The 23,317-nt window shown below is 45.7% G+C and carries 32 protein-coding genes and 1 pseudogene; 10 read left to right on the forward strand and 23 right to left on the reverse strand.

What is annotated here, in order from left to right:
• Positions 1-96: 96 nt before the first annotated feature.
• Genes LBPC_RS09830 through LBPC_RS09865 form a run of 8 tightly spaced genes read right to left on the reverse strand, consistent with a single transcriptional unit; the run spans position 97 to position 2,784 of the window.
• Positions 97-513 carry a hypothetical protein gene (locus LBPC_RS09830; protein ID WP_004562029.1) on the reverse strand — a complete coding sequence of 139 codons (417 nt, stop codon included), beginning with the start codon at positions 511-513 and terminating at the stop codon, positions 97-99.
• Positions 510-812, reverse strand: a complete 303-nt coding sequence (locus LBPC_RS09835; protein ID WP_191998876.1) for a hypothetical protein — start codon at positions 810-812, stop codon at positions 510-512. Before LBPC_RS09835 ends, LBPC_RS09830 begins: the two co-directional genes overlap by 4 nt.
• Positions 813-855: 43 nt before the next feature.
• Positions 856-1,071, reverse strand: a complete 216-nt coding sequence (locus tag LBPC_RS09840; RefSeq protein WP_004562027.1) for a hypothetical protein — start codon at positions 1,069-1,071, stop codon at positions 856-858.
• Positions 1,061-1,603 carry a DUF1642 domain-containing protein gene (locus tag LBPC_RS09845; protein ID WP_004562026.1) on the reverse strand — a complete coding sequence of 181 codons (543 nt, stop codon included), beginning with the start codon at positions 1,601-1,603 and terminating at the stop codon, positions 1,061-1,063. Before LBPC_RS09845 ends, LBPC_RS09840 begins: the two co-directional genes overlap by 11 nt.
• Positions 1,600-1,725: a hypothetical protein gene (locus tag LBPC_RS17400; protein WP_004562025.1), complete on the reverse strand. Its 126-nt coding sequence runs from the start codon at positions 1,723-1,725 to the stop codon at positions 1,600-1,602. Before LBPC_RS17400 ends, LBPC_RS09845 begins: the two co-directional genes overlap by 4 nt.
• 11 nt (positions 1,726-1,736) lie before the next feature.
• The gene (locus LBPC_RS09855; RefSeq protein WP_004562024.1) at positions 1,737-2,120 is read right to left on the reverse strand and encodes a DUF1064 domain-containing protein; all 384 of its coding nucleotides are present in this window, start codon (positions 2,118-2,120) and stop codon (positions 1,737-1,739) included.
• Positions 2,121-2,122: 2 nt separating this feature from the next.
• On the reverse strand, positions 2,123-2,572 hold the full coding sequence (locus LBPC_RS09860) for a hypothetical protein (protein ID WP_004562023.1): 450 nt from the start codon (positions 2,570-2,572) through the stop codon (positions 2,123-2,125).
• Positions 2,569-2,784 carry a helix-turn-helix domain-containing protein gene (locus LBPC_RS09865; protein WP_004562022.1) on the reverse strand — a complete coding sequence of 72 codons (216 nt, stop codon included), beginning with the start codon at positions 2,782-2,784 and terminating at the stop codon, positions 2,569-2,571. The genes LBPC_RS09860 and LBPC_RS09865 overlap by 4 nt, the downstream gene beginning before the upstream one ends.
• A 115-nt stretch (positions 2,785-2,899) precedes the next feature.
• Between LBPC_RS09865 and LBPC_RS17405 the strand changes: the two genes are divergently transcribed.
• Entirely contained in the window at positions 2,900-3,028 is a 129-nt protein-coding gene (locus LBPC_RS17405) for a hypothetical protein (protein WP_004562021.1), read from the forward strand.
• A 90-nt stretch (positions 3,029-3,118) separates the two neighbouring features.
• Entirely contained in the window at positions 3,119-3,499 is a 381-nt protein-coding gene (locus LBPC_RS09870) for a DUF2513 domain-containing protein (RefSeq protein WP_003574538.1), read from the forward strand.
• A 126-nt stretch (positions 3,500-3,625) separates the two neighbouring features.
• Here LBPC_RS09870 and LBPC_RS09875 read toward each other — a convergent pair whose 3' ends face one another.
• The 9 genes from LBPC_RS09875 to LBPC_RS09905 all read right to left on the reverse strand — a co-directional run bounded on the left by LBPC_RS09875 (position 3,626) and on the right by LBPC_RS09905 (position 8,091).
• Positions 3,626-4,591 carry a DnaD domain protein gene (locus LBPC_RS09875; RefSeq protein ID WP_004562020.1) on the reverse strand — a complete coding sequence of 322 codons (966 nt, stop codon included), beginning with the start codon at positions 4,589-4,591 and terminating at the stop codon, positions 3,626-3,628.
• Between the two features lie 15 nt (positions 4,592-4,606).
• On the reverse strand, positions 4,607-5,407 hold the full coding sequence (locus LBPC_RS09880) for a 5'-3' exonuclease (RefSeq protein WP_080543878.1): 801 nt from the start codon (positions 5,405-5,407) through the stop codon (positions 4,607-4,609).
• Positions 5,388-6,251 carry a recombinase RecT gene (locus tag LBPC_RS09885; RefSeq protein ID WP_004562018.1) on the reverse strand — a complete coding sequence of 288 codons (864 nt, stop codon included), beginning with the start codon at positions 6,249-6,251 and terminating at the stop codon, positions 5,388-5,390. Before LBPC_RS09885 ends, LBPC_RS09880 begins: the two co-directional genes overlap by 20 nt.
• Before the next feature lie 12 nt (positions 6,252-6,263).
• Positions 6,264-6,671, reverse strand: coding sequence for a host nuclease inhibitor (locus LBPC_RS09890; protein ID WP_032781208.1), 408 nt, complete (start codon positions 6,669-6,671; stop codon positions 6,264-6,266).
• A 99-nt stretch (positions 6,672-6,770) separates the two neighbouring features.
• Positions 6,771-6,899, reverse strand: a complete 129-nt coding sequence (locus tag LBPC_RS17410; protein WP_004562016.1) for a hypothetical protein — start codon at positions 6,897-6,899, stop codon at positions 6,771-6,773.
• A 12-nt stretch (positions 6,900-6,911) separates the two neighbouring features.
• Positions 6,912-7,121, reverse strand: a complete 210-nt coding sequence (locus tag LBPC_RS09895) for a hypothetical protein (RefSeq protein ID WP_004562015.1) — start codon at positions 7,119-7,121, stop codon at positions 6,912-6,914.
• Between the two features lie 5 nt (positions 7,122-7,126).
• Positions 7,127-7,633: a hypothetical protein gene (locus LBPC_RS09900; RefSeq protein ID WP_004562014.1), complete on the reverse strand. Its 507-nt coding sequence runs from the start codon at positions 7,631-7,633 to the stop codon at positions 7,127-7,129.
• 57 nt (positions 7,634-7,690) lie between these two features.
• Positions 7,691-7,849, reverse strand: coding sequence for a hypothetical protein (locus tag LBPC_RS17035; RefSeq protein ID WP_004562013.1), 159 nt, complete (start codon positions 7,847-7,849; stop codon positions 7,691-7,693).
• Positions 7,846-8,091, reverse strand: a complete 246-nt coding sequence (locus tag LBPC_RS09905; RefSeq protein WP_011674686.1) for a helix-turn-helix transcriptional regulator — start codon at positions 8,089-8,091, stop codon at positions 7,846-7,848. The genes LBPC_RS17035 and LBPC_RS09905 overlap by 4 nt, the downstream gene beginning before the upstream one ends.
• Positions 8,092-8,220: 129 nt before the next feature.
• On the opposite strand from LBPC_RS09905, the gene LBPC_RS09910 reads away from it, so the two are divergent.
• From LBPC_RS09910 to LBPC_RS09925, 4 genes are all read left to right on the forward strand, one after another.
• A complete protein-coding gene (locus LBPC_RS09910) occupies positions 8,221-8,904 on the forward strand; it encodes a helix-turn-helix domain-containing protein (RefSeq protein ID WP_004562011.1) in 684 nt (227 codons plus the stop codon).
• Between the two features lie 15 nt (positions 8,905-8,919).
• Positions 8,920-9,714 (forward strand): restriction endonuclease, encoded by a 795-nt coding sequence (locus LBPC_RS09915; protein ID WP_004562010.1) that lies wholly within the window; start codon positions 8,920-8,922, stop codon positions 9,712-9,714.
• Positions 9,715-9,782: 68 nt separating this feature from the next.
• Positions 9,783-10,361 (forward strand): hypothetical protein, encoded by a 579-nt coding sequence (locus LBPC_RS09920; protein ID WP_004562009.1) that lies wholly within the window; start codon positions 9,783-9,785, stop codon positions 10,359-10,361.
• Between the two features lie 109 nt (positions 10,362-10,470).
• Positions 10,471-11,634 (forward strand): tyrosine-type recombinase/integrase, encoded by a 1,164-nt coding sequence (locus tag LBPC_RS09925; RefSeq protein ID WP_004562008.1) that lies wholly within the window; start codon positions 10,471-10,473, stop codon positions 11,632-11,634.
• 164 nt (positions 11,635-11,798) lie between these two features.
• Here the strand turns inward: LBPC_RS09925 and guaA are convergent, their stop codons facing one another.
• Positions 11,799-13,352 carry a glutamine-hydrolyzing GMP synthase gene (gene guaA / locus LBPC_RS09930; protein WP_004562007.1) on the reverse strand — a complete coding sequence of 518 codons (1,554 nt, stop codon included), beginning with the start codon at positions 13,350-13,352 and terminating at the stop codon, positions 11,799-11,801.
• Between the two features lie 172 nt (positions 13,353-13,524).
• Positions 13,525-14,451 (reverse strand): type I pantothenate kinase, encoded by a 927-nt coding sequence (coaA, locus tag LBPC_RS09935; protein WP_003566294.1) that lies wholly within the window; start codon positions 14,449-14,451, stop codon positions 13,525-13,527.
• Positions 14,452-14,606: 155 nt separating this feature from the next.
• On the opposite strand from coaA, the gene LBPC_RS09940 reads away from it, so the two are divergent.
• Positions 14,607-14,969: a hypothetical protein gene (locus LBPC_RS09940; RefSeq protein ID WP_016376525.1), complete on the forward strand. Its 363-nt coding sequence runs from the start codon at positions 14,607-14,609 to the stop codon at positions 14,967-14,969.
• A gap of 46 nt (positions 14,970-15,015) precedes the next feature.
• A complete protein-coding gene (locus LBPC_RS09945) occupies positions 15,016-15,306 on the forward strand; it encodes a hypothetical protein (protein WP_003575717.1) in 291 nt (96 codons plus the stop codon).
• A gap of 63 nt (positions 15,307-15,369) precedes the next feature.
• On the opposite strand, the gene LBPC_RS09950 is transcribed toward LBPC_RS09945, so the two are convergent.
• From LBPC_RS09950 to LBPC_RS09965, 4 genes are all read right to left on the reverse strand, one after another.
• On the reverse strand, positions 15,370-16,779 hold the full coding sequence (locus tag LBPC_RS09950) for a C69 family dipeptidase (protein WP_003570749.1): 1,410 nt from the start codon (positions 16,777-16,779) through the stop codon (positions 15,370-15,372).
• Positions 16,780-17,111: 332 nt separating this feature from the next.
• Entirely contained in the window at positions 17,112-17,588 is a 477-nt protein-coding gene (locus LBPC_RS09955) for an acyl-CoA thioesterase (protein ID WP_004562001.1), read from the reverse strand.
• Positions 17,589-17,592: 4 nt separating this feature from the next.
• Positions 17,593-19,884, reverse strand: a complete 2,292-nt coding sequence (gene helD, locus LBPC_RS09960) for an RNA polymerase recycling motor HelD (RefSeq protein WP_003566303.1) — start codon at positions 19,882-19,884, stop codon at positions 17,593-17,595.
• Between the two features lie 368 nt (positions 19,885-20,252).
• On the reverse strand, positions 20,253-20,447 hold the full coding sequence (locus tag LBPC_RS09965; protein ID WP_003591253.1) for a hypothetical protein: 195 nt from the start codon (positions 20,445-20,447) through the stop codon (positions 20,253-20,255).
• 71 nt (positions 20,448-20,518) lie between these two features.
• Here LBPC_RS09965 and LBPC_RS09970 point away from each other — a divergent pair.
• Together LBPC_RS09970 and LBPC_RS09975 are read left to right on the forward strand one after the other, a co-directional pair.
• Positions 20,519-22,348, forward strand: a pseudogene (locus LBPC_RS09970) (monovalent cation:proton antiporter family protein).
• 55 nt (positions 22,349-22,403) lie between these two features.
• Positions 22,404-23,309: a proline-specific peptidase family protein gene (locus LBPC_RS09975; RefSeq protein WP_004561995.1), complete on the forward strand. Its 906-nt coding sequence runs from the start codon at positions 22,404-22,406 to the stop codon at positions 23,307-23,309.
• Positions 23,310-23,317: the final 8 nt, after the last annotated feature.

A 23,317-nucleotide genomic window follows, 5' to 3' on the forward strand; every position in this document is an offset into this window, starting at 1 on the left:
ATGCAAACAGTATTGCCGCAAGGACAATGCAGAAGATGAGCAAACTCATATATATCTCCGATGGAGACGCATTCCATATTCCGTTTATTATCTGTTTCATTTATCCGCCACCATATCTCGGGCTTCCATAAGATCGAATAAATAGCTTTGCATGCGACGTTTATTGAAATCATAATTTGCTTGATCATCTTCTGGATAGCCGCATATCTGAACAATTGTCCTAAGACCACCAATCTCGTAATTAACATCTCGCTTAGTGTCGTACATCTCGGCGTAATCAGCCCCCCAAGAGTCCGCAACTTTAGGCTTGATGTTAGGCCAAGCATTATCAGCGGCTTCTTGAACTGCTTTAAGATATTCGTCTGCTTTGCCAGCAATCTTAGCTGTTGCATCGGCATATAGTTCAGCCGTGACTTCAGAAATTGGATAGATGCTAATAGTAACTTTATGTGGACGGCTCATGATCTTAATAAAGCTACCGTTATCTAGCTCAATGCTTTTAGTCTTCTTCATTTCTCCGCCTCCAATTTCACGATTTCGCCGGTTTCCTCAACGCGCCAGACACCTAGCACCCATGCAGTAGCGAAGGTGTTTTGATTAGCAAGTATCCATGCCAATGCCTCGCTAACCTTGTGTCCGTTTTTGGCCGTGTCCAACACGCAAAGCAAATTATTTTGCCCGTGTGCTGACCGCAATATCTCTCCCACCGCTTCAGGAATCACCGGCAGATCATCTGGCAGGGCGGCGTCATATTCTGAAAGATATTGATACCTTTTCAAGTCATAGTTAATGCTTTGCTCAATTCCATACATCACGAAAAAATCAAGAGCCTTTTTTAACACTTACCGCTTCGTCTCATTGCTCATCGTCAGTCACCTCACTGTTCGCTGTACTCCCTGCAATTCGTTCAATGTCTGCTTCTGTTACACCAACGCCAAAGCATTTTGCTGTTTGAAAGCTATTTTCATTTGTGATCACCGGCTGTTTGAAATAGGCCACCATTTCGGTATTTGATATATACGATACCGCCGACAGATTTAGCAACTTCCCGCTGTCTAGCTTAATCAGCATCGTCAGTCACCTCTTCTTTTACAAAGTATTCTCCGTCAAGCCCAAATGCACTAAGCTGCTCCTTTGTGAACACAGTTGAAGGACTATCTTTTTTTACAGTGAAACGCATACCTTCTGTGAAGCTAAATAATAGGTATAGCGGGGCATCAATGTCATACCACCAGCTCTTAGGGGCTAGGACCCTATACTTTTTCTCCTTTGCCACGGTGTAGCCGTTGACGTAAGCATTCATAAGCAGCTTTTCTTCACCACTAGCTTCTGAATCAGAGTTGTCAGAAATATAAGTTGCCGGATATGTTTTATCACGAGCACCTTCAACAATTTCGGCTTGTTCCTCGTTGAGGACTACCTTTTTAGGCTCCTCAATCAAAGTGACAATGTGACCACCATAATCATTAACAATAGCCTTAGCATTATCTTCGCTGACCATAGTCGGACAATACGATTCGGACAATGGCAGGAATTTTGCATATTCACAGTCAAGATATTTGCCTTCATCGTTCTTAACCATGTACAGTTTTTCTTCGTTCATTTTTCGTCCTCCTGTTTGATTGGCACTAGTTTGTAGTCCACATCTTCGTATATGACGCCTACAACCTTGCCAGTCTCTTTGCTGACGTAGATGTCATCGAACGTGTCGTCTCCTGTTTTCATTGGTCGGCCTCCTAAAGCTGTTCTTCCGTGAATAGTCCTGTGTGATAGTCATATCTAGCAATCGTGATTGGTATCTTGTACCTGATCATGAACAGCAGCATTTTCTGCTTAGAATCACGAGTCAGTGTGGCATTCCCACCTTTGACGTCCACCACTTTCGTTAGCTTGCCATTTTCGTAAAAGCAGAAATCTGGAGTGTATCTTCGTGCTGAATATCGCTTGCCGTTTATCACGAAAGCCGAAATAATCTCGAAATGTTCCTGCATCGTGATCTTCTGTGTCTTGTTGCGTATCAGCATGTAGTAGGCGCCCTCTGCTTTGCTTGCAAATCGAATGCCATCAATTACGACTGGCTGCGCATTGTACTTGCCTCTGCGTCTCTTGCGGATAACCATGGCTAACGACTCGCAATCTCTTCATGGCCGTTGTTGCGGCGCGGTAACTTGATCTCAAATTCGCTTGCAACTCGCTTCACGAACGTTGTTGACTTCCCGATCCGTTTTGCAACGTCAATCAGCGTGTCACATTGTGAGGCCGCTTCTGCAATCCCACGCGCGTATTTGGCACGGGATTCTTTTCGCTTTTTTGAAATCTTTTTAAGGCCAGTGTTTACTGACGTCTTCAAAGTATCGCTGTCATCAACACCGGCTACCGCACGTTTCTCGGCAATCGTTTTCTTTGATACAACGATCCGGTTGTTTAACTCTTGCTTCTCGATTTTTGAGAATGCTTCGCTTTCAGAAATGCCTAGCGTTGCTGCATTTTCGTAGCGCGTAATCAATTCAGCTTTGAAGTCGCGCCACACTTTGTCGCCCTGTTTGTAAAGACGTACTGTTACTTGTGTCATGCTTTCTTCTCTCCTTGCTTATCAGGCCTCAGTTCGTCAAGGCTAACGCCTAGAGCATCCGCAATTCGGATCATCGTTGAAAATGACGGATCTTTGCTTTGACCGGTTTTGATTGAATAAATAGTTGTTGGATTTTTATACCCAGCAACTCTGGAAAGTTTCCTGATACTGTAGCCTTTTTTGTTCATAATTTTTTCGATGATGTACCACATATTGATTCTCCTTCGGGCTAATGTACGATATGTTGTTTTTATCAGTGCACTATCGTATGCTTAACATGTACGAGTGCTAGTACACCCGTAACTATCATGTTAGGAGGCAAATAATATGGCTAATAAAACAACCTCGAGAAAAGCCGCTTCTGCAGCTTCCGCTGTCTTGCGTGATCGTCGCACTAGCAAGACTTCTAAAACGGCCGCTGCCAGCGCATTAGCTCAACGTTCCAATAAAAAGTAGTCACACAGTCATACTTTAATTACTCCTTTAGGGTCTAAGGTTTCCCTGAGGGAGATTTTATTTACTAACAACGAAAGGAAATTGAAAATCATGAAACTCAATCCAGACTGTTTACGTGATGTGCTTTTAGTTGTGGAAACCAATGCCTCTACCAGCCAATGGGTAGAAGCAAAAACACTTTTAGCTGATCCTAGAATGAGCTCTTATTCTTACGAAGAGATCGCTTACCATGTACGCCAAGCAAATTGGGCAGGACTTTTAGCTGAAGTTAACTGGTTTATGGACGAAGGGTTTCTAATCAAAGACTTGACGCCTAGTGGGCACCAGTTCTTGGCGGACATTCGTGAAGACACCAACTGGAATAAAGTGAAGTCTGTTTTAAAAAAAGTTGGTTCGTTTTCAATTTCTGCGATTACTCAGGCTGCTGCTGGCGTGGTTCAGGCTGATATACAGAAACATCTAGGCCTCTGACAGGAACTAACCACTTCATTTCAACCTCTACAGGGTCATTCGCCTCAGCTTTGAAGTGGATCTTTTCAACCTGTCCAACCTCAATGCCATTCACAAAAACTTTGCCGTTTTGAATTCGTAGGCTATTCATTTCGAGTCCTCTTTCTTTCCAAGTGCCTTTAACTGCTCCATCTGCTCGGCTAGTTTAGCTCTGTCTTCCTCAGATACTTTTTTATGCTTGGGCTTGTAACCGTCCTGCGCCCAGACTGGTAGTTCCTCAGTCCGAACTGGCTTGCCGTAACGGCGCTGAGGCTGATTCGTTTTGCGTTCACTATCGTTTGCTTCGACAGCAGCAACCGTGAGAAGACGCTTGCTTTCCCAGTTTTTCAATATGCCGTTGACGTACTTGTAGTTTTTGACATTGCTTTCAACTGCAGTCCGCAGCGCATTTAGAACTAGCTTCTCAGGTTCAGGTGATCCTGCTTTTCGCATGTCATCAACCCACTCAACAAGGCTTTCTCTGGTGAACGGTGATAGTTGTCCAAACCCATTGCCTTCCCAGAAATTGCAAATATCAAGAATTGATGATGACGACGATGACGGTTCTTCAGTAGGCCTCTCTGCTGCCTTTACTGGAGCAGTAGTCTGTTGTCGTTTAGTTTTGTCTAGTTTAGTCTCGTCTTGTTTAGTGTATGTGCTACTGTGTTGCCTACTAGGTTGTAAACTACCTTGTAAACTGTGTTGCCTACTAGGTTGCCTACTGTGTTGCCTACTATCTGACACACTGTCATCAGCTTGACTACTAGGTTGCCTACTATCTGACGTACTAAGCTTTCGTGAAATATCGATGACTGAGTAGGTCGTTGCCTTAACACCGTTAGTTTGAAAATCTATCAGCCCTGACTGTTTTAGCGCGTTGCGGGCTTTGATGATGCCCTGACGGCTTAAACCAGTCAACGTTTCAAGTGTTCGATTCGGCATATTGAATTCGCTTGGCCAGCCTAGCTGGTTACATTGGTAAACCAGCCCATGCCATAACGCTATCTGTCCTGTGCTTAGCGGATTAACGCTTTGCTGAATGTAGAACTCTCGAATTAGCTTGAATAAATCCATGCGGTGAGTCACCTCCTACTCGACTAGCTCGTCCATGCTGATAATTGTGGCGACTCGTTTAGTTGCCTTGCAGTATTCGCAGGCCTCACATCGATGTGGCCGCACCTGACCGGATTTAACCGCCTCAACGTGTTCGGTGCTGTCATGGATCTCTTCCAGCGCCTCGTCCATACGGTACTGTGGCACTTCGATGACGGCATGGTCGGGTACGTCTTCCTTGGTCACGGCGATGATGAATGCTCGTGGTCGCGTTCCGTAATTTTGGTAAATCAGCTCCTGATAAACCGCCATCTGAAGCTGATAGTTGTAGGCATCAATGAAGCTGGTTGGTTGACGTTCTCCTGGTTTCCAATACTTCTTGTGAAGCGACTGTGTGGTCTTTAGATCCAAAAAGAATGACTTTGTGGAGTCGAAGCAGTCCAGCTTGCCCATCCACTCGACCCCAAACAGATCACCGGTCAGGATCTCTTCTTTTTCGCCCTGATAAAGTCGCTGAACATTCTCATCAGCTTCAAGTGTTTTAATCATGGCATCAGCTTGTTTATACGGAGCTTTCAGTTGTCCTTTTGATGATCCACGAGTTGAGAACATCTCTGGGTGTCCTTTGATAAAAGACTCATGAGCTTGCTTGGATTCAAAATAGCTGTGTAGATAGTTTCCAACCAGCAAGGCAGTCGGATCGCCTTTTGGTGTCCATTTACCTTGCAACTCGGCCATCGCTTCTGCTTCGCATGTCAGAAACTTCTTAAACCAGGTAGCAGACTGATATTTGAAACTGGTATCCAGCGAGTAATAATTATCCTTGTTGACCGTCAAAGATTTCTGGTTGTTTTCCTGCATTTGGGTCGTGGGTAATGTCTGGCTTAAGAGCATCTGGCTTCACCTCCGATTTTGTGACTGGTTCAGCAGGAGCGTTAAGTGCATCCTCGATAGAGTTAGGATCTTCGGGGGTAACGTCCTTCAGTTCTGGATCAGCTTCGACTGGTTTTTCATCGGCACTGACCGCACTTTGCATGTCGGTTGTCATTGGACCCCACTTAGTCAGCAGCGATTTGATTACCGTCTTCAGGGCCATAGCCTCGTAGTTGTCTTTCCAAACGCCCTTGGGCTCCGTGCCACCACCAGATTTGCTGAAACGCTTGCGATGATCATCGACTTGCTGATATGTCCAATAGACCATCTTTTCAAAACCGTTAGTCAGTTTGAACGACGCGGCATAGCCAACCGGTTTTTCGCTTGCTTCGCGATCGTGGAAGTTCGGCGTGTACTCAAGTTCCTCCGTTAGTGGGTTCCAGCTCTTGAACTCATCTTCATAAATTGGTAAAGCAGTCAGGCGCTGATACCGTCCTGATCGTTGAGCTAATTGGATGTAGCCTTTATAACCAATCTGTGGCTGCGCCTGGTTCTTGTATGGAACGATGTAGACAAAACCCAAGCTCGGGTTAACCGGAAGATCGAGCGTTGCTGCTACCATGGCCGAGTTGATAACACTTAACTGATCAACTCTGGCTAAGCTTGGATTAAGGCTTACCGCGCTGGCAATCGATGAAAGAAACTGTGGTGCCCGTTTGTCCAGAAGCGCTGCAAACTTATTCTTAATCGTTTGCGTCTCAATCAGTTTCTTAACTGGCATTTTTGTTAGGTCATATTGTGTCGTCATATGCTGCTCCTCCTATTTCCATTCCTGGAATCCTTGATTCTTCATGAAATCGATAATGTCTAAGCTGTCACCGCCGAAGAAAATCTCAACCAGTTCTGCTTTTGGATACGTAGAACTAGCAGCGTCTTTTAAGAATCGCTCAGGGCCGTGAATGTTGATCCAATCTTTCAAGTATTCCTTCGCCTTGTCTTTGTTAAAGGCGCCCTCATAACGCGATGTAGCACAGCTTTGATAGAACCAAGGCTTCTTTGTATCAACTTCATATTCATCGGCGGTGGCCAAGAACTCCTCCGCTTGTTCGATATCCATATCTTTGGGCAAGACGGTCCCGTGATAGGATTCCCAATCAGCGATAGCCTTATCTTCAAGCGCTTCTCGTCGTTGATACTCGTTCAGAACCGCTGTGTTGTAATCAAGCATGGTCATCAACCGCCTTCCGTGATAAACTTGAGACATAATAATATCTGCAATATTGTTGACTTCCCGTGGTTGCAGCCATGGGATTTTTTTGTGCTCTTTTTATCGTGTCCATTGTTTCCAGCCTCCTACTGCTGTGGCGCCGATCATGATGCCAGCGAGAACGACAAGCAGATATTTCCAAAAGGCTGATGATGGGTCGAACAGCACCGACATGATTGCTTCTAGCATTTGTTAGACCTCCTACAAGTTGTTTAGATAATCCTCAATCTCGGAAATCTTGAATGTCCCTCGTTCTCTCGGATCATTGGTCATATAGTGCAATTGTGGGAAGTCAGGCTGTTGTCTCATCTTTCTCCACTTGGCACTAAATGGCGTGACGTCAAACATGCGAGCGGCCTCTGTCTGAGTAATAAAAGTACGCTTGTGCTCTCGTTGCTTCATGTTCTGCATTTTTGTTACCCTCCAAACGTTTGGTTAAATTTGTCAATGAAAGGCTGTGGATCAATGCCGCCATATTCAGCAAGTTCAATTAATTCGGTTTGTTCTGAAGCAATCTCTTCAACCAATTCCTTAAACCCCGTTGTGACAGTCTCTTGTTGCTGTCGCGTTCGCTTTTCCTCTGGAACCTTGATTGCATTCTTGAAGTCAGTCCAGATTGCTTTTCTTTCAGACTCCTCTTGATCTGCCGTAGTCGTAGCAGCGAAAACATCTTCATTGATTCGTGGATTGTTCATGAACGAAATGGTTCCAAAGTCTGCTCTGGCTGAAGAAAGTCCTAAGCGAACTCCTTTCAAAAGTGACCACAGCGATTTTTTCTTCTCGTGATCAACGCTCCGCTGACCTAACGCATATTTGCCAATTGAGCTCTCGGATAAAAACGACTTCTTGCTGATGGACCGTTTGCTTAGCCCAGATGTTTCAATTGCAAGCGATAATTGTCGCGGGTATTTTGTATCTGCCATGTGACGCCTTCTTTCGTCTATTTTTTTAGGTGCCTTATACAACGCCTAGATTGATAATTAAGCTGTAGCAAGGTAATCAATCATTTCGTTCCTTGCACGTTCCCTTTCAGCACTGATTGCCATTTCGAGCATGTCATCGTCCATGGTTTCCCAAAAAGCTTTGGGCTTATCATCTCGGTAGCTCATCAGCGCTTCGATCATTTGCTGTCGGTTCATTTGACTGCCTCCTCTCGCTGGGCGGGAATGTGTTTATCAAGGTTTACATTTTCGCTACCAAAAATAGCATCAACGCTATGACCCAAAATTTCAGAAATTCTCAACGTAATTGAAGTCGCCGGATCCTTTGTTTTTCCTGTTTCAATATTGGATATGGTTAAGCGAGTGACGCCAACTTGCTTTGCTAGTTCTAACTGAGACATCTCTTTTTCTCGGCGATAATGACGCAAGCTGTTGCTCATGTCTGTTCCTCCCTTCTTGCTTATGAATTAATAATATACCTAGGTATACACGCTGTCAACCAATATATACATAAAACCAAAAGTTTTTTTGTATAGTTAGATATACAATAATCACAAGGAGGTTTAGTCATGTCAGAATTAGGCGATTATTTGCGCCAGTTGCGCGGTACCATGTCGCTTCGTGAAGCCTCCCAACGTTCACACGGGAGAATCAGCCATGCGGCAATAGCTCAAGCCGAAAAAGGTATTAATAGTCATGGCAAGCCATTCACGCCATCTGCTGAAACATTAAAAGAGTTCGCAAAACTTTACAATGTCAGCACTACTAAATTGATGAAAATGGCTGGTTACATTGAAAAGTCAAGCGATCTTCCTAGCAATGCTATTCCCGTATCAAGCGAAGAAGCTGACCAGCCGGTTATGGTTTATGGAGAAATTCAAGCCGGCGTTGCCAAGTGGGCTGAACAAGATATTATCGGTCAGATAAATGTTCCTAAGAGCTTTGCTAAAAGATACGGAGCAAAGAACCTATTCGCGCTTAAAGTTGACGGCGAATCCATGAATCGAGAAATTCCCAACGGATATACAGCGGTATTCTCGAAAGATTTAGAACCAGAAAGCGGTGATATAGTTGCCGTTATGATCGACTCAGAAAGTGCTACCATAAAGCGATTTAGAGAAACGTCATTGGCGGTGATGTTTGAGCCATCATCATGGGACCCATCTTTTAAACCATATGTATTCCCCAAAGACGGGATTCAAGATTTCAAAATCATTGGGAAGTTTTTATACGCAACAAGTGAATGTATTTGATGAGGCGGTGGCATTTTGGATAATTTATTGGGTTGTTTGGGAATTGTGCTGATTCTATTTCTGTTTATCTATTACTGGTATGTGGCAATTCCAATATCACTGGTACTTGTTATCATTAGTATTTGGTTAATTAAGCGCAGAAAAGCAAAACAAAAAGAAACGTCAGACGATTTTGTATACGCAAATCCATCGCCTGCTTTTCGGCCCGTCAAGCCAAAGGCTAGTAAAGATGATCTTAATGATGAGATATCGAATTTAGAGGAAAAGATCAAAAAACTTAAAAACGAGCAGCAAGACCTGATAAGAACAAATAAAGATGCTATTAGTATAATTGTTAATAAGGAAATAAAGAGAATCGACAAGCTGAATGGCCGAGAATTTGAAAATTATTGTGGAAGAATGCTAGAAAAGCTGGGATTTGAAGATGTTAATGTGACTATTTCTTCGGGAGATCAAGGCATTGACGTTCTAGCCAAGATGGGGAAAACGTCATACGGATTCCAGTGCAAGCATTATTCTTCACCCGTTGGTAATAAAGCTCTCCAAGAGGCAATATCAGGAAAAGAATTCTACAAAGTCGATAAGGCAGTTGTCATAACAAATAACTACTTTACTCCCAGCGCTATAGCATTGGCACAAGAGGCCGGAATAGACACTTGGAACCGTGATACATTAATCGATTTTGTGCATGATCAAGTTGTTCCAGAAATTGCGAACAAAGAGCAGCATGAATCTCAATCACCTGTTTCAAATAATGATAGTCAAGTTGGTACCACTGAACCACCAAAAAATGAATGGGAGGATTTTTAATCTTCTCTACTATATCAATCAGTTCAGATACGGAGAAATGTAAAAGCTGATACTTTGGAGGATTAAAAATGGAACACGAAACTAGGAGATCTCATCGAGATATTAAAAAGCCTTTTTGGAAAAGTTGGAAATTTTGGCTTCTTATAGTAGCAATCATAATTCTAGCTAAGGGTGCAATCAGCTGTACTAATTACTTATTTTCTGAGCCCCCCGCTCCTTCTAAAAAAGTTTATAAATTGAACAGTGACAGATCGGTAAAAGCGATGCTGAAGCACTATGAGCCTGATTTGAAAGTCACTGAAGTAGGCGGTGTTTATGATGACCCCAAATCAAAAACCGTTCTTGTAACGGTTAAAGAAGACAGTGGCGTGGACGACAAATATGCAGTCAAAACGATGCATGCTGACATCGCGTCAGTTTGGAAGGCATTTAAAAAATCCAAGGGTAACAGCTTTGCAAATATAGCTGTTATGGTTACTTATCCATACGAAAACGCTGGAGGCAACACACGTCAGCTAAAAGCCATGACAGCGGACTTAGAAGGATCAAAACTAAACGAATTGAATTTGAAAGGCTTCTCGGATGGAAATGTTCCTGCCTTTGCTACGAAATATTGGCAACGCAATGACTTACCGACTGTTAAATAGGTCAATTAAAACGCCCTTACCTAGGGCTATTATTTTAATGGTAAAACGAACATACGTTTGAATTTATGTACAAATCAATCAACTTAATAGACAAATTGGAGGTATTATCATGCCAAAATGGACACCGTACAAACGCCATCCCGGGGTGTATGAATACCAGACCAAAAAAGGAAAAAGGTTTGGTGTCAGACGAACCTATGATGATGCTATGGGAGAAAGAAAAGAATTCTCCAAATCCGGTTTCATCCATTGGCAAGATGCTGATATTGAAATCAAACAATTTGAGGCAAAGCTTGCTCGCGGAGAAGTTTCAGGGTCTTTGAGTCATAGAATGACCGTTGATCAATATTACCAGCAAATGGCAAAGCGAAAAATGAAAATGGGTATCTGGCGTGAATCAACAGCAAGAGCGAACAAGAACTTCTATTCAAAGTATCTCAAGCCGGCATTTGGCAAAACACCTCTACAAGATGTATCAAGAGCCAAATATCAGCGTTTTCTCGATGAGTTATCACAATCAGGTCTAGCGTTAACAACTGTCCATACTATTGATGCTGTCATGAAGAGCATCATGAATGCTGCTGAATTTGAGGATGTCATCGACAAAAATCGGCTTCGAGGTATGCAGATCAATGGGAAAGCCCCTCGAAATAAGGACTTAGAACCACATTCATTTGAACTGTGGCTAAATGCGGCAAAGATAACTATGGATAAGTACGAAATGGCCTTGATCATCACTGCAACGCTCGGACTTCGCCGCGGAGAAGTGATGGGTCTTCGAAATGAGTCCATCAAAATATCCCACGATCAAATCAACGATGCCGATGTCGCGCAAATCTCGATTGACATGCAGCGCAACACAAATGAGCTTAATGGTGCCCCGCTCAAGACCAAATCATCGTACAGAACCATATGGGCATTTGGCAAAACCGTTGATTATTTGAAGTATGCAATGGTCACGGCTAATAACCTAAGGCAAAGGAACCATATTCAAGCTGAGAAACATTGGCTGTGGCTTAACAATGATGGTAACCCGTTGCACCCCACCCATCTCAATCGATTGATGCGAAGGGTAAGCAATGAGTCCGGCATTGAAGTGTACCCACATTTGCTCAGACATTATTTTGCAACACAAGCGATTGCTGCCAACAAACCGCAAATTGATGTCATGCACTATCTTGGTCACAAGAATCTTCAAATGACAGCCGACTACACCCGTTCAACAAAAGCCGCTAGTCTAAATGTTTTTAATAGTATCGATAAGTTTTTTTAATTCCTATATGGGATTTTTTGATTTTTAAAATATCCCACATAATCTCCCACAAATAAGGAACACTTACACGATATTAAAAAGCAAAAACGACAAACAAAAAAGCTTGGGAACCACGGTTTAAGCGCGTTTTACCCAAGCTTAGCTTTTCTAATTTTTGATACCGGTCATTCCCACTCAATCGTTGCCGGCGGCTTGGAAGTAATATCATAAACCACCCGATTAACGTTCTTAACTTCATTCACAATCCGGCTTGAGATCTCCTGTAGGACATCCCAGTTGATCCGGGCGAAGTCGGCGGTCATGCCGTCAATTGAGGTGATGGCGCGGATGCCGATGGTGTAATCGTAGGTTCGGCCATCGCCCATGACACCGACGGATCGGAAGCCTGGCAAGACGGTAAAGTATTGCCAAATGTCCTTGTCCAAGCCATGCTTAGCGATTTCTTCACGGAGGATATAATCGGAATCGCGCACGATTTCGAGTTTATCTTCGGTGACTTCGCCGATGACGCGGATGCCGAGGCCTGGGCCAGGGAATGGTTGACGCCAGACGAGGGCGTGGGGCATGCCGAGTTTTTCGCCGAGTTCGCGGACTTCATCTTTAAAGAGCTTGTTCAGCGGTTCGATTAGCTTGAACTTGAGGTCTTCTGGCAGGCCGCCAACGTTGTGGTGAGACTTAATGGTCTGGGCGGTGTCGGTACCGGATTCAACCACATCGGTGTAGAGCGTGCCTTGGGCTAAGAAATCGATGCCGTTGAGCTTGGCTGCTTCTTCATTGAAAACTTCGATGAAGTCGCGACCGATGATTTTACGTTTCTTTTCAGGATCAGTAACCCCTTTGAGGTCGCCGAGGAAGCGATCTTTGGCGTTGACCTTGATGATGTTCAGGCCGAACTTGCCTTTGAGGCTTTCCATGACTTGATCGGCTTCGCCTTTACGCAGTAAGCCGTGATCAACAAAAATACTGGTCAGCTGGGTGCCGATGGCTTTGTGCAGGAGCACGCCGACAACGGATGAATCAACCCCGCCGGAAAGGCCGAGGAGAACGCGCTTGTCGCCGACTTCTGCCCGGATCTTGTCAATTTGTTTGGTGATGAAGTCGTCCATGCTCCAGTTGGCTTCAGCCTTGCAGATGTCGAAGGCAAAATGGTGGAGGATTTCATGGCCATATTGCGTATTTTGAACTTCAGCATGGAATTGGATACCGTAGAATTTACGATCATCGTCATCCATGGCACTGATTGGGCAGTTGATGCTGGTTGCAGTTCGCCGGAAGCCTTCTGGTACGCGGGTCACGAGGTCGCCGTGGCTCATCCAGACGGTTTGATCTTTTGGCAAATCGCGGAAAAGCTTGGCGCTGTCATCGGTGACTTCAATGTCCGCTTTGCCGTATTCACGGTTATCAGCCGGTTCAACATTCCCACCGAGCCGTTGTGCCATCAGCTGCATGCCATAACAGACACCCAGAATCGGAATGCCGAGCTTGAAAAGATCCTCATCAACACCTAACGCGCCTTCGTCATACACACTGTTAGGGCCGCCTGAGAAGATAATGCCTTTAGGCGCAATCTTCTTGACTTCCGCTGCCGTGATCGTATGAGGCTTTAATTCAGAGTAAATCCCAAATTCCCGGATTCGCCGGGTGATCAATTGATTATACTGACTGCCATAATCGAGGACGATGATCTTGTCGTAATCCTTGTTCTGGTCATTTGCCACAGTCCGCCACACTCCCTTGTTTGAATGAACTAATTTTACAGAGTTTTCACATGTCGGTCAATCATGGGTGAGAAGCCTCTCATCTAAGCGTTGCCAGCGATAAGCTTCAGAAAAACCTGGCGTGTCCGACACTGCTAGCCAGCTGTTTTTCAACTGACTTATCAGCCATATCTTACCATTTTCGCAGCGAAACTTGGTCAATTTCATGTCCCGTTGTTTTGTGCAAAATAATATCAGCACGATTTTTGGTTGGCAGGATGTACTCATTCAGGTTCTTGAGGTTCACATCGCGCCAAACTTGCCGCGCCATTGCGAAGGCATCGGCTCGGTCGCCAATCGCGTATTGATAGTAATAGTTGTTCGGATCCGTGAAGGCCGTGTCGAGCAGGATGCCGAAACGCTCCAGATACCATTGTTCAATGAGGTCGGGATTGGCATCAACGTAAATCGAGAAATCAAAGTAGTCGCTGACGTAGATTGGCTGCTTGCTTGGCAGCTGGAGCACGTTGATTCCTTCGACAATCAGGATATCTGGTCGATCGATCAGCTCATATTCGCCTGGGACAATGTCGTAAATCTGGTGGCTATACTTTGGTGCACGCAAAGCGCCGCTCGCATTTTTGACGTTGTTCATGAAATGGATTAAAAGTTCCATATCATAGCTTTCAGGGAAGCCTTTACGATCGAGAATACCCCGGCGTTCTAACTCAGCATTAGGATATAAAAAACCGTCTGTCGTCATCTGTTGCACGCGTTTTTCCGGATAAGCCCGGCTCAGCAACAGTTGTAGCAAGCGCGCGGTGGTGCTTTTACCAACTGCCACCGATCCAGCAATACCAATGATGAATGGTGTGTGCGGATTTCGTTGCATCCCTAAAAAGCGGCTCAAGGTGAACATATCGCCTTGATAATCCTCATAGCGGATGTGAATCAGGTGTCGCAATGGTGAGTAGATCATTTTGACATCATCAAGACTGATTTCATCATTCAATGATCGCAACTGCGCCAACTCTTCATCAGTGACATTGGTGAAGTTCTGGGAATGGAATTGCGACCATTCTGCACGATCAAATTTATAGTAATTCATTTCGGATTGCATAACTTACCGTTTCCTTGCGTTTAATGTTCTCATTTTAGCATAGAAAGCCCCAGTTGTTCGGCCAATCCTTTTCTTGACAACAAAGAAAAAAATCTTCACAATCAACCTATCAAAACGACGCGATGCCAGCTCGAACACTGACGGAGGTGCCAGCAATGCTTGAACTAGTAGGCGAGTTTCTCCTTTCCTTTTTCATTGAACCGATTTTAGATGGCGTAATTGCCCCACTTTTAGCGCCCACTTTTAAACAAGACCGTGCCTTACGATCCAATTCACTCAGACTGATCATCACGCTCATCCTTACTAGCGCGATTGCAGGCGGTGGCGGCTGGTTGTTGTTCGAATCCGCGACGGCCTCACCGGTTTGTGGGGTGGCGATCATCGTCGGACTAAGCATTTTCTCGCTTGGCTTCGGCTTAATCGTGCGTGCTATCATCAAATATGGGGCTTACATCCGCGAGTTGCGTCATATTCGGACGGCCAAGCGTAATGCCGAAAAGCCTTATCAGGAACTTTAACATTGAGGAAGTACGCATTTGCCTAACATCCAAGGAGGCACGCTGAATGCTTAACCAAATTGGAAAATTTATTTTATCGATTTTGCTGGCCCTTTTCCTCGTGCCAACATTCCGCCGCAGTCCATCGCCGTTTTGGTACTGGGCATGGTATGTGTTACTGGTCATTTTTTGTGTCAGTGGCACTGGCTTTGGTATCTGGCTGCTTGTCCTCGCACGGTTTCGCACCACGGCCGGCATTATCGTCTTTGTTGGCATCTTATTGATAGTGTTGATGCCACTCTTCTTAATTCGCGCGACCACCCAATTTAATCGGTATCGCCATCGTAGTCAAAAATAGGCAAACAAAGAGCGCTCTTCATCAAGCGCTTTTTGTTTGCCTTCAATTGGTGCCAGTCATCACCTAGTCGTGCAAGGTGAACTGTAACTTCATTTTTGGCGCTGCTGCCGCCACCATTTGACCTAACAACTCATTGCTGTTGGCCATGGCGATCGTTGCCATCTGCTCATTGGCAGCTGTCAGATGATCGGCAATATCCTTGGCATCTTTGACAGCTTCATCAGTTGTGAGCTGCAAGTGCCGGCAAGCGGCGACTGTTTTTTGTTCAAAAACATCTTCCTGATCTTTAAATAACGAAAAGTCGTAGTCACCAAACGTTGCTAACAGGTTGCTTAGCCAGTACATTTTCGTCACATCGAACTTGTCGCCGGTTTCGCGGTATGCTGCTGGTGTGTCATTGACATTAGCGTAAAACGGTACAACGGCATTAAAGGTGTTCGGGCCAAATGCCAACCAGTGAATGCCGGCAACTGCAGCTGGCACATTGTTGCGAATCTGCAAAATGTGCAGTTCCTGATTACGGTTGATGCCGATTGGCCGATAAAGCTTCTTCTGTGCTGGGGTGCCTGTCGTGCCGTAAACATCGTATGGCGTATTTTCATAGTGGGAACTTTCCACAAACTTCACGTCTTCGATGCTGATTTTTTTGCTAGTCCGGCAAATGAATGGCAGATCCTGATCGATCGGTGTCGTATCGAATTCAGGGTTGAAGTACTTCTGACCGTACCAGGCACGTGGGTTGTTGTAACGGGTATCCTTGATCGTGGCGGAGCCGAAAATGTGGCGCAAGTTGTACCCTTCCGCATCTGGATTGAGGTGATAGGTTTCAATCAGATCGCGCAGATCGGCACTACTCATCGTGTCATCGCTAGCAAAATCGAAATCGGTGATATTGAAACGGTTCGGCGCCACCACATAGGCATCGTCGGGAATTCGGATGGCTGCCCAATGATGGCCGCCAATACTTTCAAAGTACCAAACCTCATCTTTGTCAGCAAAAGCGATCCCGTTGCTTTCGTATGTGCCATATTGTTCAAGCAAACTGCCCAAGCGTTGAACCCCGTCCCGCGCGCTATGAATGTACGGTAGAACGATCGTTGGCATGTCTTCTTCGCCAATCCCCGCTGCCACCAGCGGATCAACACCAAGGACACGGCTATTGGTTGTAATCGTTTCGGTTGAGGTCATGGCAATATTTTCGCTATTAATCCCTGCTGCCGCCCAGATACCGTGGCCGTCTTCTGCTTCCGGGGTGGCCGTGTAGCCCAAGGGATCGGCCGGCAAATCAATCGCGAACTTGCTGAGCACGGATTGATAGTGACGCGGCTGATCTTCAGGTTTCACGTACACGAATTTCTGCGGATGCAATGGTGACTCACCGTCTTCGTTTCGGGCAATGATCGTGGAGCCATCAATTGAAGCTTTCTTGCCAACAAGCACCGTGGTACATGAACCGACATATCGTTTTGCCAAAATAATCGTCCTTCTTTCAAAATGAATCCGCATATGTGCAGCACTGTGCGGGAGTTGATTTATGGTTTACTTTACCGCGCGAAAACGGGTTTGCCAAGCGTGCCCGAAAACAAGTAACAAAAATAGCCATCCCTAAAGTTTAACCGCCTTGGGATGGCTATTTGTAAATTCCGAGCCGCTGTTGACGGCGTTGTTGGTTCATAGAGGCTAGCGACTGGAAAACGGTAGCCTTTTTACAGACTCATTTATCATGCATTTTAATGGCGCGTCTAGTCAAACTGTTCTGGTCTCTGGACTGACGATCTTTTTTAAACTTTTCAAAATCCAAGCTTTCAATCCAACGGCACCTCGCCGAAGCTAGCATTGATTTTCCGATAGTCGGCGCGTCGTTCATCGTAACCGGCTAGCAAGCGCTTTTCAAACTCGGATTCTGCTTCGACCGGCGGCAGTGGGCCGTCTTCTTTGTGGCGGGCTACAAAGGTTGCAAAGGCGGTGCCGACTTGGAAGCGTTCGCCAGTGGCTAGATGTTCACCAATTAACTGAATGAAAACTTCCAGTGAACGGTGACCCACGCCGCTGACCATGCACTTAATGACCAGTGCATCACCCATTTTAACCGGTGCTGCCAGATGCACCATGTCCAATGAGCCAGTCGCTAAACCACGGCGGCCGAGTCGTTGTGCGGCAATTGAGCTGACGTCATCGATCCAAGTAAAGATCTGACCGCCAAACAATGTCTGATGCGCATTCATCATACCTGGAAAAACACGATAACTAGAAACAGCTAAGGTGTCATGCATTTTGACCATCTGTTTACCCCCGCTCGTACAAGTCAGCCGGTACTTTGTCTAACAACGGCGTCACATCAGGACTAGCCAGCATGGTTAGTCGATGCATGGCCCGGGACGCCACCGTGTATAACAACTCACGTTCATCCTCTTCATGGTAATTGGCCGCATTGATTTGCCAAAGCACAACGGCATCGAATTCGAGCCCCTTAGCCAAAAAGCTTGGAACAACGATGACGCCGGCCGCGAGTCGTTGATTTTCAGACTTGATCAAAGTTACTTTGATGCCAGCCGCCTTCATTTGTTCATAAATGGCTTCTGCGGCTTCCAGCGTTTTCGCAATGACCGCAGTTGTCTGCTTCGCTTCATTGTTAATTTTCAATTGATCCTGCAAGGCCGCCATCAACCCGGCTTCATCTGGACGAACGACCAACTTTGGCAATGGTCCTTGGCGATTGAACGCCACGATTTTTTGACCAGATGTGAGAATCGCTTTCGTAAAGTCGGTGACCTGTTTGGTAGACCGATAACTTTGGGTTAACTGCACGACGCGGGTTTTTTCTGGATCAAACAGCTTGCTGGTTTCGTTAATCAGCGTCCGCGAATCGTCTTTTGTGAAAATAGCCTGATTGAGATCGCCTAGCAACGTAAACTTCGCCCGCGGGAAGCTGTCCTTGAGGTAGGCGAGCTGATATGGTGTGTAATCTTGAATTTCATCAATGAAGACATACCGCATCTCGCGTTCACCATGGCGACCAGTGATCAAATCATACAAGTGCAGATATGGCGTTGCGTCTGCCATTGGTAGTTGGCGTTCCTTAAATAAGGTAATAAAATGATCGACTTCTGCCTGCCAGTCATCAGCACTAATGCCCTCGGCTTCGAGGTCATAAATAGCTGGTACTTCACGCAAGAAACTAACATACTGTCCGCGAATATTAAGGAAGCGATTACGGACAATATCTTGTTGAATTTCGTTGAAGCCACGCATCACCAGTTGGCGGGCGAAGAACCGATATTCGTCATCACTATTCTTAAACTCTTTCGGGCCGTCTTGTTGCATGGAGCGAATCTCTTCACCGCTTAGATTTTCAACGGCTTCTTGCACCCACTGGGATTTCATTTCGGATTCAATTTTCCGATTGAGCATTTTGATCAGCCGTTCCTTGGTGGCGGTTAGGCGATTGCCCATGTGATAATTTTCGTTGTAGCTATAAAAGATTTCATGAATCCGCCGGCGTGAAAAGAACACCTCACCACGGAAGCGAATGTCACGGAAGCGCAAGCCTGATTTTTCAAGACTTGTCGCATATTTCTTGGCTGTCTCAAAAAAGTCTAAGCTACCTTTGACACGTGCAATTTTCTTTTGAACTGGGGTTAGCTGTTGCTCGAACTGAGAGAAAAGGTTTTGGACGTCAATGTGTGGTAACCGTCGCGTGACATATTGGTAATAAGTGAATTGCACCATGTTCTGTTCGCCAAGTTCTGGCAAAACATTGCTGATGTAGTCAGAGAAAAGTTGGTTAGGACTGAACATAATCACCTGACTACTACTCAGGTTGCCCCGGTACCGATAAAGCAGATAAGCGACCCGCTGCAACACGGCACTGGTTTTCCCGGAGCCAGCTGCGCCTTGCACAAACAATAAGTCCGCTTTGGTGTCACGGATAATCTGGTTCTGTTCGCGCTGGATCGTGGTCACAATCGTCTTCATTTGGGTGTCTGACTTTTCGCCTAACACTTCCAGCAGCATCTGATCGCCGATGGTTTCGGTAGTATCGAACATTGTCTGAATTTTGCCGTTTTTAATGACAAATTGACGCTTCAAAGAAACCGTGACCTGTTGCGGGCCATCAGGCGTTTGATAGGTAACCTTGCCCAAACCGCCATCATAGTAAATTGAGCTGATCGGCGCGCGCCAGTCGTAGATGAGAAACTTACCAGCTTCATTGGTGAAGGAACCTAAGCCGATATAAATCGTCTCCGGCTTTTCCCGGCCTTCTTGGAAATCAATCCGCGCAAAATACGGATTGCCCATCAACCGCTTAACAGTCGCGAGTTGCTGCGCGCTTTGCTTCCACGCATTGGTTCGCTCATCAAGCACGCGTTGCTGTTGCTGGATTGAGGCCGCAGTTTCAATCGTTTCAGCGTAGTCGGTGAAGTTCAAGGAAAAATCATTGAAGAAGTTGTCACTGATGTTCTTCTCTTCAGACTTTGTCTTAGCCATCTCTTTTGAAAGACGGCTTTCGGCACCGGAGAGCTCCTTCATGATGCCTGTCAAATGTGTCTGCTCTTTTGCTTGTTCGTTCTCAGCCACGACGTCATCCCCTTTAACGGTTACTAAATAATCGTTATAACATCTTATCACTTATGCGTCTTGGTAGCAAAAGAGCTTGAGTAGAAGAGACTGTGGCGCAATCTGATTCTATTTTAGGCGTCAGAACACCGTAAGTCCGAGCTGGCTACGCGGCGATTGGGCTGGAACGCCGTGGGCACAGCTTTGAACTCGCGCAAAACCCGCGCGATTTCAAAGTCTGGCCTTGTTGTAGGCGGTAAACCGCCAACAACAATTTCACGGCTGAGTCCATCGCCGCTCCGCCAACTCGGACTATCGAGCATCCTCCGACTGAGATAGAAAGACAATTGCACACGGCCTTGCTCAAACTAGCCATCAATGGAAGCGGTCTAAAGCCTTCCCCGCAACAACGGCGTCCATGCTTCAAGCACGTACCCAACCGCCAAGCCAATCGCGACGCCTAATAATATTTGCTTGAATGGTAAGCTAATCAAAAGACCTAGCAACACGCATGTACCAACGATGACAGAGCGCCGATTGAAGAACCCCTGCCCTTGTTTTTTTGATTTATTATTTTGTGACATGATATTTCCTTTCTTTTATCCGCACTTTTCGTTACCATTGACCCATCTATTATCGCTGATTGGAGGACATTATGGAATCCATTTCGTTATTAATTGTGCTCACGGCGGCGTTTTTGACGCCGCTGCTGATGGCACATTTTCATATTAATAGTATCCCGACTGCTGTTGCGGAAATTTTGGTTGGCATTGTGCTAGGCAAAAGTGTCTTAGGCTGGGTCAGGACTGGTGGTGAGATGGGCTCGCTGAGTGAGTTGGGTGTCACCATTCTGATTTTTCTTTCCGGCATGGAAATTGACTTCTCGCTGTTCAAGCCCCAGCCCAAAACAACTGATGGACCCAAGCAGCCAAACCCGGTCATGCTAGCAATCACGGGATTTTTGACTGTCATCGTGCTTAGTCTCGGGTTTAGCTACTTCCTGCAACTCATTCACTTCTTTAACTATCCGATTTTTGCTACGATTTTGTTCACCACCATCGCGCTGGGTGTCGTGATTGCCGCGCTGAAGGAAAAAGAGTTGCTGCATCAGCCGATTGGCCAAACTATTTTATTAATTGCCGCCCTTGGTGAAGTGGTGCCGTTGGTAAGTTTGACGGTTTACTCAGCGTTAGCAGGCAAATCGGATCGTAATTTGTGGCTATTATTATTGTTGCTGCTTGCCGCCTTATTCCTCCTGAGCCGGTTTAAGCGCATCTACGGCTTCCTTGCCACCATTGATAAAAGTACAACGCAGTTAGACATTCGGCTGGCCTTCTTTCTGGTTTTTGCCTTAGTCACTGTGGCATCACGGGTCGGCGCCGAATCAATTCTCGGTGCCTTCCTAGCTGGCATGGTGATGAAACTGCTCGGTCCCCGGCAAGAAACGCAGGATAAGTTGACCTCATTAGGTTATGGGTTCTTCATTCCTATTTTCTTCATTGTCACCGGCGCTAATCTTGATCTAAAAGCACTGGTTGCCGACCCAAAAAGTCTTTCATTAATTCCACTAGTTCTGATCGGCTTCTTTATTGCTAAGATTGGCTTGATCCCAGTGCTGCGCCGGCGGTTTAAGCCTCAAAATGCCTTGGCTGGCGGTTTCTTGCTGACCACGACCATCACGCTGGTCATCCCGACCCTGACAGTTGGCCGCAATCTCGATATTTTATCAGACCAGCAATCCGGCGCGTTCACCCTCGCCGCTGTCATTGCCTGTGTCGCCGGCCCAATTCTCTTCAACACCTTTTTCCAGCCGGAACCGGAACATTTTAAAAAGACAAAAGTGACCTTCATCGGTGGCAATCTGCTGACAGTACCGATTGCCCAACATCTCAGTCCTGATCGCTATGAAGTAAAACTGTTGACAGATAAGCCAGAAAATTACCACACGTATAATTCAGAAATCAACATTGCCTTGGCAGCCTATACCGAATCCGCTTTGAAAGCCGCTGCTGCTTATGACTGTGACATCATGGTTCTTGGCGATTTCGATGCGGACACCAACTACGATCTCGCGACCATGGCATTAGCCGAAAAAGTGCCACGGATCATTGCGCGATTCGCTCCAAAAGATGCTACCAGTGATCGCTATGATCGCTTGCGAGCCCAAGGTGTCGAAGTGTTTAACGCCTTAGAGGCAAATGTTGCTTTGTTGCGGAGTCTCATTGAAACGCCGTCAACCTTGCAAATTCTAGATGACACCGTTGCTGGCATTTACGAAATCACCGTGCGCAACTCGCGATTTGCTGGCCTTGAATTGAAAAATCTGCCATTTATTGATGACATTACCGTTAGTCAAATCTATCGCAATAAAAAGTTCGTTGCACCGCATGGCGACACTTAAATTCATCTCGGCGATCATTTAATCTTTTCCGGTGACAAACACGTGATTCGCGACATTCGCGAACAAGTCGAGAAATTGAATTAAAGCTCACCGCATCGCGTGGTACAATGAGATTATTCTAAGAAAAAAAGGTGATCAAATGAAACAAGGGACAACAATCCTGACCTTAGACAATGGGTATCATTTGTGGACCAACACACAAGGTGAAGGCGATATCCATCTTCTTTGCTTGCATGGCGGCCCTGGTGGCACTCATGAGTATTGGGAAAACTTTGGCGAAGAGCTGGCCGATCTTGGCGTTCAGGTACATATGTACGACCAACTTGGCTCGTTTTATTCCGATCAGCCGGATTATACCGACCCGGAAATCGCTAAAAAATACCTGACCACTGACTACTTTCTTGGCGAAGTAGAAGAAGTTCGCCAAAAGCTGGGTCTGGATCATTTTTACCTCATCGGCCAAAGCTGGGGCGGTGCCTTAACCCAGCTATATGCCCTGAAATATGGTCAGCATCTTAAAGGCGCAATTATCTCTTCAATGGTCGACAACATCAACGAATACGTTGATCATATCAACCTCGTCCGTGAAGAAGCTTTGCCGCCGTCAGCGGTTAAGTACATGAAGAAAATTGAAAAAGCTGGTAACTGGGACGACCCGCAGTATCAGAAATATGTGGATGTCCTCAATCGCGGTTATGTTGATCGCAAACAGCCACCAGCAATTTCACACCTGATTAGCACCATGGCCACGCCTGTCTACAATGCTTTCCAAGGCGACAATGAGTTTGTTGTGACCGGTAAGTTGAAGAACTGGGATATCAGTGATCAGATTCACAATATCAAGGTGCCAACCTTGCTCACATTCGGCGAACATGAAACCATGCCACTGAAGTCAGCCCAACGTATGGCTGAGGTTATCCCACATGCCCGACTGGTCAGCACCCCAGACGGCGGCCACCATCACATGATTGATAACGCCCCAGTTTACTTCAAACATTTGAAGCAATTTATTTCTGATGTTGAAAATGGGACTTTTAACGACTAATATCACCG

Source organism: Lacticaseibacillus paracasei subsp. paracasei, assembly GCF_000829035.1.
GTDB lineage: Bacteria > Bacillota > Bacilli > Lactobacillales > Lactobacillaceae > Lacticaseibacillus > Lacticaseibacillus paracasei.